Source organism: Sediminibacillus sp. JSM 1682029 (genome assembly GCF_041366435.1).
GTDB lineage: Bacteria > Bacillota > Bacilli > Bacillales > Amphibacillaceae > Sediminibacillus > Sediminibacillus terrae.
Map to the genome: position 1 here is coordinate 24667 of NZ_JBEWYY010000003.1, position 15358 is coordinate 40024.

Sequence of the window (15358 nt, forward strand, 5' to 3'; positions counted from 1 at the left end):
AAGCGAAACTGCTTTTCCAAAGCCTTTTGGCAATCATGGGGCAGATGCGCAAATGTACCTATGAACATGGTTGACTATCCCATTTTTCTCTATCGATTACTGCAAGTGATAGATAGTCTTTACTCCTTCTCCGGTAAACACCAGTCTATTGGCGCTTCACCCAATTCTTTCAAGTAGGAATTGGCCCGAGAAAACGGTTTGCTTCCAAAAAAACCTTTATTGGCGGAAAACGGGCTCGGATGGGGAGAGGTGATCACCCGGTGTTTATCCGTATCCAAAAGAGCTTGTTTTTCTTGGGCATGACGACCCCATAACAGGAAAACGACCGGTCTTTCCCGCTCATTCAATACCTCGATCACCCTGTTGGTGAAATGTTCCCACCCTTTTCCACGATGGGAAGCTGCCTGGCCTTTCCGTACCGTCAATACCGTATTCAGCATAAGGACGCCCTGTTCTGCCCACTTTTTCAAATGACCATGCTCCGGAATGGGACAGCCCATGTCATCATTCAATTCTTTGAAGATATTTTTCAAGGAAGGGGGAGGCGTGACGCCCGGCTGCACAGAAAAACTCAATCCATGTGCCTGGTTCGGCCCATGATAAGGATCTTGTCCGAGGATGACTACTTTTGTATTCGCATAAGAAGTCAACTGGAGTGCTTCGTATATGTGATCCATGGCAGGGTATACCGTTGTTTGGTCATATTCCTGTTTCAAAAACTCTCGAAGCTCCAGGTAATAATCCTTTTCAAACTCTTCCTGTAGTTTTTCATTCCAATCATTTTTCAGTATTTGTTTGGCCATTTTTCTCCTCCTCTATGTTTTAGTGATACGATTACCTCTCCATGTTTTTTGAAAACGTGGATCAAACTTTTCTCTATGAAAATTCTATTTTAGTGTAACAAAGGATAGCAAGTGTCCCGTTCACATCCCTTGGCAAAAAGTCTTGCCAAGCAAGCGGGAAGAACTAGCAGATTAATATATTTTAGCAGTCTTTTGCCTCTGTTTGAATTCCGTGAAGGTTATTTGTCCGTTCTTCACGTTCTTTTTCCTTTTCACTGCTCCGGCTTCTTTCTAATTCCATCTGATTTCCAGCCACTTGAGAAGTGAGTCCTGCCCTATTTGACGATATTTCCCTCAATCGATAAAAAAACTGCCCCGCTTAAGTGGCGGGACAGTTTTTCTGATTTATGCTTTTGCTTTTGTTTCCGGTACACCTACCTGGTTGCGTTTCATGAAAAATTGTAATGCCAGCAGGATGCCGAACACCGACAAACCGATGACATCGGAATAAGTTCCCGGATAAATCAATGTCAGCCCGCCTGCTACAGCAAACAATCGTTCAGGCCAGTAAACTTTCCGATACCAGTACCCGATCAATCCGGCTCCTATGGCAATCATTCCTGCCACAGCAGTAAACAGAATCCAGATAAGCTCCAGGATGTTTGTATCGATCATCAACAATTCCGGCTGCAAGACAAACATATAGGGAATGATGAAAGCAGCAATCGCAATTTTCGCTGCATTGAGTCCTGTCCGTATCGGTTCTCCTGAAGCAATCCCCGCCGCGGCAAAAGCTGCCAGCGCCACGGGTGGCGTGATGTCCGCTACGATTCCGAAGTAAAACACAAACAGATGAGCAGGCAAATCTGCAATCCCTAACAAAATAATCGCAGGTGCAGCGATCGTTGATGTGATGACATAGTTGGCTGTAGTAGGCGACCCCATCCCGAGAATGATTGCCGCCACCATCGTGAAGAAAAGGGTCAGCAAAATTTGCTCATTTGCCAACGAAACAAGACTGTTGGCAAGCTTCAGTCCTAAGCCTGTCTTGGTCACGACACCGACGATTATACCGGCCGCAGCCGTTGCTGCCACTACAGCCAATGCCGTCCGTGCCCCGTCAACCAATGCATCGACTGACTCTTTGAAATTACCGTCAAAGAAGTAGCTCACGATGATGGTGGCGATAGCAGCTGCTATCAGACTTTGGACAACAGACGGTCCGGCTGTGATGAAGCCATATATCAGATATAACACGAACACTGATCCGAATACGATCGGATAAATTTTACGAAAACGGTCTTCGCGCAGTACGCCGACCAAAATCGTCGTCAAAATTCCATAAATAGCTGCCCGCATGACACTTAAACCGCTGCTTAAGAAAAAGACAATCGCTACGATAGGAAGCAGAAGGTAGATCTTCTTCAACACTTCCTTGCGATCAGGGATTTCTTCATCAGACAAGCCTTTCAATCCCGTCCGCTTCGCTTCAAAATGAGTCATGATCCAAACACCGGTAAAATAAAGCAGGGCTGGGATGGCAGCCGCTTTTGCAATCGTCCAGTAATCAATTCCGATAAACTCTATCATCAAGAAGGCCGCAGCACCCATTATAGGCGGCATCAACTGACCGCCTGTCGAAGCGGCCGCTTCTACGCCCCCCGCAAACTCACGGCGGTAGCCCAGTCTCTTCATCATGGGAATGGTGAAGGAACCTGAGGTCACCACATTGGCAACCGAACTTCCACTGATGGTACCTTGCAAAGCACTGGAAAAAATCGCCACTTTAGCAGGCCCGCCGGTTCTTTTCCCGGCAAGAGATACGGCCAGATCGTTGAAGTATTGGCCGACCCCCGTTTTCACCAAGAAAGAGCCAAATAACAGGAACAGGAAGATGAACGTAGAAGAAACAGCAATCGGCGTACCGAGAATGCCTTCTGTTGTGAAAAACATCGATTGAACCAGATTATCTACGTTGACACCGCGGTGGATAAGAAACCCGGGCATTTGGCGTCCCCAGTAAGCATAAGCCAAAAAGGCTATCGCAATGATGGTGATCGGTAGACCGACAGAACGTCGGGTTGCTTCCAAAACCAGGATCACGGCGATCGCTCCGACAATCATATCCATTTGGTTGATATCGCCTGCTCTTCTTACAATCTCCTCGTACATCAATGGCCAGTAGGCCCCTACTCCAAATCCAAGCAGAGCAAGGATGTAATCATACCAGGCGACTTTTCCGCTTGTTCTTCCTTTTTTTGTTGCCGGGAATAACAGGAAGATGAGCACTAAGCCGAATCCGATATGGATGGAACGATGCATTTGCGCAGGTAGAGGATAAATAGTAGTGGCAAAGATTTGATATAAAGAAAAGGCCAACAGACCGAAAAAGACCACTTTGGCCATCGTTCCGGTCAGGAACCGATAAGATGATTCCTGATCATATTGCTGCATCAATTCTTGTTGTTGTTGTTCTGTAAGCGTTTCATTATTGGCGCTCATGAATATTCACCCCTTTTAAAAGATGCCAGTTACTTTCATGAGTGGGGGTTATGGTAATGGAGGTACCTTCCCCTACGTAGTCTTTAAGTAAATAGCTTTGGTTTTGATAGATGATGGTATGATTTGCCCGTACCTGGCCGACTGCAAGGTTGATCTCCGAAAAAGACCCCTGCAAATCGGAAATATAGTATTTCCCATCCTTCATCTCGAACGTTTCCCCTTCGCCTGCATTGGAGGGCATGCCAATGGCAGTGTCTTCATATACCAGTTGATAGGGATAAATCATTTCATGGTTGATTTCATACTCTTCGATGACATCGGAAAGATGGACAGAGTGGGTAAACTTTATTTGAAAATGGTCGGTGTCTTTGATAGGGAAATAAGCCAATATTTCATCGGTAAATGGATCTTGCATTGCCAGGACGTATCGATAAGGATAAAACAATAATATGGCAGCTGCGGCAAGCAGGAAAATCCCACCTGTGAATAGCCATCTTTTTTTCAATAGCATACATTATCCCTTCTAACATAAAAAGATGAGGGAGTCCACGCAGGCCGGCTTTCTCTCCCCTTGGGCAGCAAGCCTTCCAGAAAGCCTGGGGCCGCTGCAGAAAAAAGCAGGCCTGTGGAGCGGGACATCCTCATCATTACTCGTCATCGTCTTGTTTTACTGTTCGATTCCTTTTTCATCAAAATACTTTTTAGCACCTGGATGCAAATCAATGCCTACTCCGTCAAGTGCAGATTCCGCAGAAATAAATTCCCCTTTAGGATGGCTGATTTGATCGGTGTTTTCAAAAATGGCTTTGGTAACATTATAAACAAGATCTTCGCTTAAATCGGCAGAGGTCACCAGCATGGCCTGGACGGCAACTGTTTTCACATCTTCTTCGAGACTGTAAGTCCCTTCTTTGATTGTGTCCTCTGCATAATAAGGATGCGCATCGATCAATTCCTGGATTTTTTCCTCATCGAAACGCACGATGTTGACGTCGGTCGTAGCAGCCAGGCTCTCGACCGCTCCAGTCGGAGTACCGGAAGTGATGAAAGCAGCATCGATGGTGCCGTCCTGAATGCCTGAGGTGGAATCACCAAAGTCTAAATCACGTGCTTCGATATCATCCATGGAAAGGCCGTAAACTTCCAAGATATCGGTTGCACTGGCATTCGTTCCGGAACCAGGAGCACCTACAGAAACAACTTTCCCTTCCAGGTCGGCAACGGTTTCAATGCCGGAGTCTGCTGTGGTGACAATTTGAATCGTTTCTGGATAAAGGGTTCCAATTGCCTGGATATTATCAATCTGATCACCCTCGAACATGACAGAACCTTCTGCCGCGTAAGCAGCAATGTCGGTTTGAGTGAAGGCAAGCTCGGCATCTCCGTCTCTCATTGTCTTCATGTTCTCGACAGAAGCACCCGTTGATTGTGCGTTTGCCTCGGCATTATCAAGATTATCATTGATAATTTGGGCAAAAGTACCGCCAAGCGGGTAGTATGTACCTTCTGTACCACCTGTCAAAATGCTGAGAAATTGAGTTTCGCCACTGTCGGCGCTGTCTCCTTCTCCACTATCGCCGCCGGAATCCGGATCGGCTTCTCCGCCGCCACACGCGGCCAACAGCATGGATAAAGCAAACGTTAAAATCAATATAGGCAACCATTTTTTCTTTTCCATAGTCTTCCCCCCTTATAAAATATACTTCATTATAGCAAACAGGATATTTTAAATTCAAATGTTATTTGTTTCCTCGACAAACTTCGAAGTTATTCTCGGTTCCTTTCCTACTCCTTCGATTCCATAAAGTAGGGGAAGCAAAAATCTCAGCTGGATAGAACACAGTAAGAGAAGGGAAGAACGGTTTACTTTTTTCTATTCTTTTTTAGTTGCGTATTCTTGTTATATCCTGTTGTTTGATGGGTGCTTCGAACCGCTACGGCAAGATACTACCGGGCCCGAGGAAAGCGAAGTACCTTGCCGGAGTGGAGCGTTGCACTTTTCATAGCATCGAATAGTTTGTTTTTTGCTCATCAAAAAAACCGAACGAATTCGCTCGGTTTTTGTTTAGGTCTCGATGCTTTTTACAGCCTCTTTTTGATATTATACGGAATAATTCGGAGACTCTTTGGTGATTTGCACGTCATGCGGGTGGCTTTCCCGAAGACCGGCACCTGTCATACGGATGAACCTGGCTTCGTTCCGGAACACTTCTAGATTTCCGGCTCCACAGTACCCCATGCCTGATCGCAATCCGCCGAGCAGCTGGTGAACCGTATCGGCCAGCGGTCCTTTATAAGCAACCCGGCCCTCGATTCCTTCGGGTACCAACTTTTTGGTTTCCTCGCTCTCCTGGAAGTAACGATCCTTCGATCCGGACTTCATGGCGGATACAGAACCCATGCCGCGGTAAACTTTATACCTTCTGCCTTGGAAAATTTCCGTTTCACCCGGGCTTTCCGAGACACCGGCAAACAAACTGCCGATCATGACTGCATGTGCCCCGGCTGCCATTGCCTTGGCAATATCGCCTGAATACTTGATTCCTCCATCTGCGATCACCGGAACCCCGTGCTTATGGGCTTCCTCGGCACAATCATTGATTGCGGTGATTTGCGGAACCCCGACACCGGCTACGACACGAGTCGTACAGATAGAACCTGGTCCGATACCGACTTTGATGATATTGGCCCCGGCATCAATCAGCTCTTTTGTTGCATCAGGAGTGGCTACATTACCAGCAATAATATCAATACCCGGATAGTTTTCCCTCACCTTTCGCACCTGCTCGATCACACCTTTTGAATGGCCGTGCGCCGTATCGATGACAAGGACATCGACACCCGCTTCGACGAGCTTGGCTATCCTGGTCATTGCGTCTGCCGTTACGCCTACAGCTGCTCCTACCAGCAGTCTGCCTTGGCTGTCCTTGGCTGCATTAGGGAATTCGATCACCTTTTCGATATCTTTGATGGTGATCAATCCTTTCAGCACACCGTGGTCATCGACAAGCGGCAGCTTCTCGATCTTGTACTTTTGCAAGATTTCTTCTGCTTCAGTCAGGGTCGTACCTACAGGAGCTGTTACAAGATGCTCGCTCGTCATTACTTCTGAAATCTTGATGGAATAGTCCTGGATGAAACGAAGATCCCTGTTCGTGATGATACCGACAAGGACTTGCTCCTCTTTGTTGTTGACGATCGGAACGCCGGAGATGCGGAACTTGCCCATCAAGTGTTCAGCATCGAACACCTGGTTCTCGGGAAGCAAGAAAAATGGATTGGTGATTACGCCGCTTTCCGAACGTTTTACCATATCCACATTTTCAGCTTGTTCCTCGATCGACATATTTTTATGGATGACTCCCAAACCGCCTTGTCGTGCCATGGAAATAGCCATGGCCGCTTCCGTTACTGTATCCATCCCTGCGCTTATCAACGGCATCTTCAACTCGATATTGGATGATAATACGGTATCCAAAGATACGTCTCTTGGCAGTACTTCGGATTTGGCAGGCACTAACAATACATCGTCGAACGTTAGTCCTTCCTTAGCAAACTTGTCCTCCCTCATTGCTGGATCCTCCCTTTGATATCATCTTATTGTTTATGAAAATTTGGTTATCATAAGCGTACAGCAAAAACTTATTGTTATTTACAATACGACAACCCTTCTGCTTTTTCAAGCATTTATGAACAAAATCCGGCAGCGGAAAATCTTAACAGCGCAGATACGGAAAAGGAAGGGATTTCAAATGAAAAAGTTTAAATAATCAGTCTTTTAAAAAGCAGTCGGAAAGGGTCTTACTCATGTGGAAAAAAGAAGTGAATGACTTTCTTACGTACCTGAAATCAGCAGAGACATCTCAAAACTATTTGCTACGTTGCTATCAAACCATTCAACTTGAACAAGCAGAAGCGAAAAGCTACCAGAACTGCTATCGTTTTCTTTATTACTTGGAACACGGCCGGACCTTTTACGAGACTAGCAGAAATGCCCCTCTTATGGTGAAGCCGATCCTGCTTTTTTACGGCATGGTTCATCTATTAAAGGCCTGCCTGCTTACCAAAAGACCGGACTATCCGGAAAACACCACCTTGCTGGCCCATGGCGTGTCAACGAGAAAAAGAAAAAAACAACAGTATTCTTTTTGGAACGACGAGGTGAAAATCCAACATAACGGGTTGTTCCCTTATTTTTCCCAGGTTTTATTCCATATCGATCCTCTCAAGGCGGGAAAGATTGCCATGCACCGTCTGTTCGCACATATTCCGGAAGTAAGCAGACTGATCCGGTATCATCATGGAAACATCCCCCTGGTGAAGATTGGCGATTATGAGAAGCGACAGCTGCGCTTTCCTCTTTCTTGTCTGGATACGTACCATATGACAGAAACCGGTTTTTTATCGAAGATGGCCGCCTTTTTTCCGCCTTTCCTCGAAAAAAAAGCGACCGGAAACCACCTGGTCGTCGACTTACCAGGACCCGTTTCGCCACATTCCCAAGGACCGGTTTTTTTCAATTTGGAAGAGGAGGCGATTTATTTTCCATCTGGCAGAGATCACTTCACGGATTGGCATGAAATCATGGCACATTATTTACTTCTTTACAACTTAAGCATGATTTGTCGGTATGAAACGGAGTGGTGGGGGGACTTACTGCATACTCTCCCAAATGAGGATCATCCTTTTATTGTTCATTTTCTACAAGTCACTGCCGATAAAGTACCTTTTTTGCTAGGCTGGTACTTATATGATCAACAATAAAAAAGGCTCGAAAAGCCGGGAAAGCCTTTCAAACCTTTCAAAATTCAGGATAAAATTTCTTCTATGTAGAGTGATCGGTCATCTTTCAAGGAAATGACCTGCTGTCCGGATAGGAGCCGTACCATCGGCCTTGTCGGATGCTGTGACTCGATAAACACGATTTCTGCCTTTTGCTTATTGGACAAAACCACCTTGGTACCCGTTCCGAAGTTCGTCAAACTGCTGACAAAGTTCTCCACGAGAGGATGGTCCAATTTACCGAATTGTTCATACACCATTTCCTCGATAACCTTGAACGGAGACTGTGGCTTTTGGTAAGCACGCTCAGCGGTCATTGCATGGTAAATATCACTGATGGCGATCAGCCTGGCATATGGATGGATTTTTTCTCCTCCCACCCCTAGTGGGTAGCCACTGCCGTCCAACCTTTCGTGATGCTGCAAAATGGCCAACTTCGTTCCTTGGGAGACGGAAGAGACAGGTTCTACAAAGCGGTAAGAATATACTGGATGTTTTTTGATTTCTTCGTATTCAGCCGAACTGAGTGGACCTGCTTTAAAAAGAATATGTTCGTCTATTTTCACCATGCCGCAGTCCGCGAGAAAACCTGCAATGCCGATTTGAATCCATTCATGCTTATAGTTGCTTTTTTTTGCCAAAAAGGCAGAAAGCAGTGCCACCATGACAGCATGGTGGAAAAAATAATCCTTCGCAGTAGAAAGCTTGTGCAAATTATAAAGCTTCAAACCGATTTCATCGACTCTTTCGAGAAGAGGAACAATCAGCTTTCTTACTTGGTTTATTTGCATATTTTTTCCGTTTTTCCAATCAAGGAACATCTGCTTGTATTGCTTGACCGTCCACATGTAACATTCGGTAAAAGGCAGATCAGAAGGAGCGGAAGTTTCCCTGGTTGGTTCCTTCTCGACTACTTTCCTGCCGGGAACATATGGTTTTCCATCCTCCAGGCGGGAAAACACTTCGACTTCTTCAACAAGAAAACGATGTAAAATATCAATCAAATCATCAGTTAAAACAGTTTTTCCATGCATGATCGGGCGTCCGGTTTTTCCGATGAGATCTTTGACAACCACACAGCCTGGAATCAACTGAGACGGGTGTACTTTCACCTTTTCTCCACCTCTTTATCCGTATGTATATAACTCTATTGATTGGCAGAACGGGCTGATCTGTATGTATCAGTCAGCCCGTTTCCGCCTATATTTATCCTGTCTTACTCTTCTTCTTCCTCTGCTTCATCCAAAGCTTCTTCGATTTCACCGGGCTCTACCGGCACTTGTTCGTTTTCATTGACGGTTTCCGGCGGCAATTCTTCTTCGATTTCTTCTTCTGTTTCAATCCGGGCAACCGTCGCCACTTCTTCGCCCTCCTGCACTCTGATCAGGCGTACCCCTTGTGTATTACGTCCAGTAATCGAAATTCCTTCGACAGGCATCCTGATCAACACACCTGCTTCGGTGATGATCATAATATCTTCCTCGCCTGTCACCGCTTTGACAGCTACCACCTTGCCGGTCTTATCCGTAAGGTTGGAGGTGAAGATACCCTTTCCTCCCCGGTTGGTAATCCGGTATTCGGCTGCAGGGGTACGTTTGCCATATCCCTTGCTGGTGACGTTCATGACATGCAGGCCATCTTCGATGATTTCCATCGAAACCACCTTGTCGTCACCTCTTAAAGAGATCCCTTTTACCCCGGAGGCAGTACGGCCCATCGAACGGATTTGATCTTCTGGAAAACGGATCAAATATCCATTTTGAGTACCGATCATAATGTGCTTCGTTCCATCTGTCAGTCGCACTGAAATCAATTCGTCGTCCTCACGTAGGTTTAGTGCGATCAGACCGCCTTTCCGGATATTGGCGAATTGGGACAGCTGGGTCCGTTTCGATATTCCTTGTTTTGTCGTAAAGAACAAGTAATGATCGTCTTTGAATTCATCCACCGTTATGACAGCATTGACCCATTCATCTTTTTCGATTTCCAAAAGGTTGATGATCGGTATTCCTTTGGCAGTACGTCCGAATTCAGGGACTTCATAGCCCTTGGAACGGTAGACCTTCCCTTTGTTCGTGAAAAAGAGAATACGGCTATGGGTGGAGGCGGAAACTAAATGCTCTACGAAATCATCATCATTTGTCCCCATGCCCTGGATGCCTCGTCCTCCGCGTTTTTGTGCACGGTAAGTGGAAGATGGCAAGCGTTTGACATAGCCTTGATGCGTCAAGGTGATGACGATGTTCTCTTCTGGAATGAGATCCTCATCCTCGATGAAATCCGTTCCGCCAATAACAATCTCGGTCCGTCTTTCATCGCTGAAACGTTCTTTGATTTCTGTGAGCTCTTCCCGGATGATTTCCAGCACTTTCTCATCATCGGCGAGGATTGCCCGCAGCTCTTCGATGAGCTTGACCAGTTCCTGGTATTCTTCTTCGATTTTTTCTCTTTCCAGCCCGGTCAAACGCTGGAGTCTCATATCCAAAATAGCTTGCGCTTGCTTTTCGGTAAGTTCGAACTGATTCATCAAACCTTCTCTTGCGATATCGGTGGTTTTAGATTGGCGGATCAGGGTAATTACTTCATCAAGATGATCAAGTGCGACCCGCAAACCTTCCAAAATGTGCGCTCTTGCTTCAGCCTTTTTCAGCTCATAAGCAGTCCGGCGCTTGATAACCACCTTTTGATGTTCCAGGTAATGCTGAAGGGTTTGTTTCAGATTCAGAACCTTTGGATGGCCATCCACCAAAGCCAGCATGTTGATGCCGAAAGAAGTCTGCAGCGCCGTCTGTTTATAAAGATTGTTTAAAATGACGTTCGGATTGGCGTCCCGGCGCAGCTCTATGACAACACGCATACCTGTCCGGTCGGATTCATCGCGCAGGTCGGTGATACCTTCCAACCGCTTGTCTCGTACTAAATCGGCGATTTTTTCGACCAGCTTGGCTTTGTTCACCTGGTATGGCAATTCCGTCACAATAATATCGGACTTTCCGTTTGCATGTTCTTCAATTGTCGCTTTTGCCCGGATGGTGATCGAGCCTTTACCCGTTTCAAATGCTTTTCTGATTCCGCTTCGGCCTAAAATTTGGCCTGCTGTCGGAAAATCAGGCCCATATATATGGTTTTCCATCAGTTCTTCGATTGTGATGTCGGGATCCTGGCTGACAGCAAGGACTGCATCGATTGTTTCACCCAAATGGTGGGGAGGGATATTAGTCGCCATTCCCACCGCAATCCCTGAAGCACCGTTTACCAATAAATTGGGGAAACGGGCTGGAAAGACAGCTGGCTCTCTTTCTGATCCATCATAGTTGTCGTTGTAGTCGATGGTATCCTTGTTAATATCCCGCAGTAACTCCATCGATATCTTTGACATCCTTGCTTCTGTGTAACGCATGGCAGCTGCAGAGTCTCCATCGACAGACCCGAAGTTGCCGTGTCCGTCTACGAGCATGTAACGATAGCTGAAATCCTGTGCCATTCTTACCATTGCTTCGTACACGGCAGAGTCACCATGCGGATGGTACTTACCGATAACTTCCCCGACGATTCTCGCCGACTTTTTATAAGCCTTGTCGGAGTGCATGCCTAAATCATTCATCGCATATAAAATACGTCTGTGTACTGGTTTCAAACCGTCCCGGACATCGGGAAGGGCGCGTGAGACAATAACACTCATGGCATAATCCAAAAATGAGGTTCTCATCTCCTGGCTAATATTTACTTCTTGAACTTGCGGACGTTGTTGATCCACCATGGGATTACCTCCTAATCAAAATGAGGAAGAGAGACTGGATATGGAAAGACAAAAAAGTCGTTGCTGCTTTCCAATACAAATCCGTCTCTGCAAATTGTTTCTCTATCTGGCTACCTGAAGTGTTCAATATCAGACATCGAGATTCTTGACGTATTGGGCATTGTCCTGGATGAAATTCCGTCTCGGTTCGACCTTGTCCCCCATTAATACATCAAAAATCTGATCGGCATCCATTGCATCTTCCAAGCCTACTTGAAGCAATGTTCTACTGTCTGGATCCATGGTCGTTTCCCATAGCTGGGTTGCGTTCATTTCACCCAACCCTTTATAACGCTGCAATCCAGGTTTCGGGGCCTTTGGAATTTCGCTGAGGATACGCTCCATTTCTTTATCGTTGTAAGCATAATATGCAGCTTTACCTTGCTGGATTTTATATAAAGGCGGCTGGGCAATATAAACATATCCATTTTCAATCAACGGACGCATATAACGATAAAAGAACGTCAATAATAACGTACGGATATGGGCACCGTCGACATCTGCATCTGTCATGATCACGATTTTGTGATAACGCGCTTTGGAAATGTCGAAGTCTTCGCCGATTCCCGTTCCAAGTGCTGTTATGATCGTACGGATTTCATTATTGGATAAGATTTTATCCAGACGCGCTTTTTCTACGTTGAGGATCTTTCCCCTCAAAGGCAGGATTGCCTGGAAATGACGATCTCTTCCCTGTTTTGCAGACCCTCCGGCAGAGTCCCCCTCTACGATATATAATTCGCTGATGGAGGCATCCTTAGAAGAGCAGTCGGCCAGCTTTCCGGGCAGATTGGAAATTTCCAACGCCCCTTTACGTCTGGTCAGCTCTCTCGCTTTTTTGGCTGCTATTCTGGCTCGTGAAGCCATCAGCCCCTTCTCGACAATCGCCTTTGCTGAATCAGGATTTTCAAACAAAAACTTAGAGAACATTTCGCTGAAGGCCTGGTCGGTGATCGCCCTTGCCTCGCCATTGCCCAATTTTGTTTTCGTCTGCCCTTCAAATTGAGGGTCGGGGTGCTTGATGGAAATGATGGCAGTCAGACCTTCCCTGACGTCATCTCCCGATAAATTCGGATCATTTTCTTTGAACATGCTGTTTTTACGGGCATAGTCGTTGATCACCCGTGTCAGACCAGTTTTGAACCCGGACTCGTGGGTTCCGCCCTCATAGGTGTGGATATTATTGGCATAGGAATAAATATTGCTGGCAAAGCCGTCGTTGTATTGCAATGCCACTTCCACTGTTATTTCTTCTTCTTCTTTTTCCGCAAAGAAAGGTTCGTGCAATACTTCTCTGGATCTATTCAAATGCTCTACATATGATTTTATTCCGCCTTCATAGAAAAAGGTTTCCGGTTCACTGTCCTCGCGCTTGTCCTGGATGGTGATGGTAAGCCCTTTGTTCAAAAAGGCCAATTCACGAAGGCGCTGAGCCAGCGTATCATAGTTATATCTGACAGTATCGAAAATTTCCGGATCGGGTTTGAAATGGGTGCGGGTACCAGTTGTTTCCGTTTCCCCGATAACTTCCAAGTCGCCATTCGGTACGCCGCGACGGAAACTTTGATGGTGGATTTTACCGTCCCGGTGCACATACACATTCAATTCCGTCGACAAGGCATTTACGACCGATGCCCCTACACCATGGAGACCGCCCGATACCTTATAACCGCCCCCGCCGAATTTTCCTCCGGCATGCAACACGGTCATGATTACTTCGACTGCCGGACGACCCGTTTTTTCCTGAATCCCGACTGGAATTCCGCGTCCATTATCCGTCACTGTAATACTGTTATCCTTCTCAATGAAGACTTGGATGGTATCACAGTAACCGGCAAGAGCCTCGTCGATACTGTTATCGACGATTTCCCACACCAAGTGGTGCAAGCCGCGTTCATTCGTGGATCCAATGTACATGCCAGGTCTTTTCCTGACAGCCTCTAAACCTTCCAACACCTGAATTTGGCTTTCGTCATACGTTTGCTCATTTACTATATTATCTGCCAACTCTTTCACCTACACTTCTCAAGGGTTTGATCCTTTGGGTTCTATTCTTCAAAAGACTCCGAATAGTCTTCTAATTTACTAATCGTCGAAATCATGCTCGCACGCTTTTTCAATGTCAATACGGACAAGGGACTGTAATAAATATGATTTGTTGTGATGACTATTGATTTCGTCCCTTCCTCCGAGGGGTCCAGCACGTTTTTGTTTTTGCGCTGATTGAAAAGCATCTGCTCATTGATCGTAGAGGAAGCTACTAGCTGATGATCGATAATAGCGACCACTTCCTCTGAACGAATGACGTTATCATCTCCAATATGAATAAACAACGTTTTCCCCCATTTCTACGTGACGAGTTTTCCATTTTCTATGTGGAATAGTTCTGCCTTTTCCAGTGTTTCGTGTTTTATGCCGTCCACACTGGTGGTCGATACAAATGTTTGTACTTTTCCCTGTATCGTGTTCAGCAAGTGAGATTGTCGGTAATCGTCCAGTTCGCTAAGCACATCATCAAGCAGCAGGATAGGATACTCACCGACTTCATTGTAAATCAGCTCTATTTCAGCCAGCTTCAACGAAAGAGCGGTGGTGCGCTGCTGCCCTTGTGATCCATATGTCTGCACATCTTTGCCATTGACAAGAAACAGCAGATCGTCGCGGTGGGGTCCGACAAGCGTCGTCCCTCTATCGATTTCCTTGTTCTCCACTTCCGCAAAACGCTGCTGGTACATACTTGTTATTTTTTCCCTATTACTGTCTTCTGATACCTCAATCGTGCCCTGGTAGTTAATTTCGAGTCGTTCAATCCCGCGGCTGATTCCCTGGTGAATGGGATCCGCCCACTTCCTTAACAATTCCAGGAAGGTAAATCGTTTTTCTATGATAAAGGCAGCATGCTCAATCAGCTGCTCTGTCAATACTTGGAGCATCGTCCGGTCGGCCTGCTGTTTTCTTTGTAAACCTTTCAACAAATGATTCCGTTGTTTGACGATTTTTTGGTATTGAACTAGATGATAGATATAGGTGGGCTGAATTTGTCCGATTTCCATATCGATAAAGCGCCTGCGGACCTGTGGACTGCCTTTTACCAGGTTCAAGTCTTCAGGTGCGAACATGACTACATTCATTGCTCCGATATAGTCACTCAAGCGCCGCTGCTCAAGATGATTCAGTTTGGCTTTCTTGCCTTTGGAAGAGATGATGATTTCCAGGGGGAAGCTTCTGTTTCTTTTTGAGACATTCCCCTCTATTTTAGCATATTCTTTCTCCCATTGGACAAGTTCTTTGTCTCTCGGCGTCCGGTGTGATTTCGCGAAGGCAAGTACATAGATAGCCTCCATCAAATTCGTTTTGCCTTGGGCATTTTCGCCGATTATGACGTTGATTTTATCATCAAAGGTTAATTGCATTTGCTCATAATTCCGGTAATTCTTAAGGGCTAGTTGGTTAATATGCATCCGAATTCCCTTTCTTTTCCTGGTTCATGAGG

At 46.0% G+C, this 15358-nt stretch carries 11 protein-coding genes; 1 reads left to right on the forward strand and 10 read right to left on the reverse strand.

The genetic code is table 11. The annotated features are described in order from the left end of the window. Nucleotides 1-119: 119 nt before the first annotated feature. The 5 genes from ABVF09_RS06490 to guaB form a co-directional block, all read right to left on the reverse strand. Nucleotides 120-803, reverse strand: coding sequence for a uracil-DNA glycosylase (locus tag ABVF09_RS06490; protein ID WP_371068801.1), 684 nt, complete (start codon nucleotides 801-803; stop codon nucleotides 120-122). A gap of 384 nt (nucleotides 804-1187) precedes the next feature. Beyond that, nucleotides 1188-3284, reverse strand: coding sequence for a TRAP transporter permease (locus tag ABVF09_RS06495; protein ID WP_371068802.1), 2097 nt, complete (start codon nucleotides 3282-3284; stop codon nucleotides 1188-1190). Further along, a complete protein-coding gene (locus tag ABVF09_RS06500) occupies nucleotides 3271-3795 on the reverse strand; it encodes a DUF1850 domain-containing protein (protein WP_371068803.1) in 525 nt (174 codons plus the stop codon). Before ABVF09_RS06500 ends, ABVF09_RS06495 begins: the two co-directional genes overlap by 14 nt. A 156-nt stretch (nucleotides 3796-3951) precedes the next feature. Further along, the gene (locus ABVF09_RS06505; protein WP_026568931.1) at nucleotides 3952-4962 is read right to left on the reverse strand and encodes a TAXI family TRAP transporter solute-binding subunit; all 1011 of its coding nucleotides are present in this window, start codon (nucleotides 4960-4962) and stop codon (nucleotides 3952-3954) included. A gap of 423 nt (nucleotides 4963-5385) precedes the next feature. Next, nucleotides 5386-6855 carry an IMP dehydrogenase gene (gene guaB, locus ABVF09_RS06510; protein WP_026568930.1) on the reverse strand — a complete coding sequence of 490 codons (1470 nt, stop codon included), beginning with the start codon at nucleotides 6853-6855 and terminating at the stop codon, nucleotides 5386-5388. 236 nt (nucleotides 6856-7091) lie between these two features. Here guaB and ABVF09_RS06515 point away from each other — a divergent pair, with 236 nt between their 5' ends. Then, a complete protein-coding gene (locus ABVF09_RS06515) occupies nucleotides 7092-8048 on the forward strand; it encodes a YaaC family protein (protein ID WP_026568929.1) in 957 nt (318 codons plus the stop codon). 44 nt (nucleotides 8049-8092) lie between these two features. Here ABVF09_RS06515 and ABVF09_RS06520 read toward each other — a convergent pair whose 3' ends face one another. From ABVF09_RS06520 to recF, 5 genes are all read right to left on the reverse strand, one after another. Continuing rightward, the gene (locus ABVF09_RS06520; RefSeq protein ID WP_026568928.1) at nucleotides 8093-9178 is read right to left on the reverse strand and encodes an HD-GYP domain-containing protein; all 1086 of its coding nucleotides are present in this window, start codon (nucleotides 9176-9178) and stop codon (nucleotides 8093-8095) included. Nucleotides 9179-9282: 104 nt separating this feature from the next. Beyond that, nucleotides 9283-11826: a DNA gyrase subunit A gene (gyrA, locus tag ABVF09_RS06525; protein WP_035426417.1), complete on the reverse strand. Its 2544-nt coding sequence runs from the start codon at nucleotides 11824-11826 to the stop codon at nucleotides 9283-9285. A gap of 129 nt (nucleotides 11827-11955) precedes the next feature. Continuing rightward, the gene (gene gyrB, locus ABVF09_RS06530; RefSeq protein WP_026568927.1) at nucleotides 11956-13872 is read right to left on the reverse strand and encodes a DNA topoisomerase (ATP-hydrolyzing) subunit B; all 1917 of its coding nucleotides are present in this window, start codon (nucleotides 13870-13872) and stop codon (nucleotides 11956-11958) included. A 41-nt stretch (nucleotides 13873-13913) separates the two neighbouring features. Next, on the reverse strand, nucleotides 13914-14198 hold the full coding sequence (gene remB, locus ABVF09_RS06535; RefSeq protein ID WP_026568926.1) for an extracellular matrix regulator RemB: 285 nt from the start codon (nucleotides 14196-14198) through the stop codon (nucleotides 13914-13916). 15 nt (nucleotides 14199-14213) lie between these two features. After that, the gene (gene recF, locus ABVF09_RS06540; RefSeq protein ID WP_026568925.1) at nucleotides 14214-15326 is read right to left on the reverse strand and encodes a DNA replication/repair protein RecF; all 1113 of its coding nucleotides are present in this window, start codon (nucleotides 15324-15326) and stop codon (nucleotides 14214-14216) included. Nucleotides 15327-15358 lie beyond the last annotated feature (32 nt).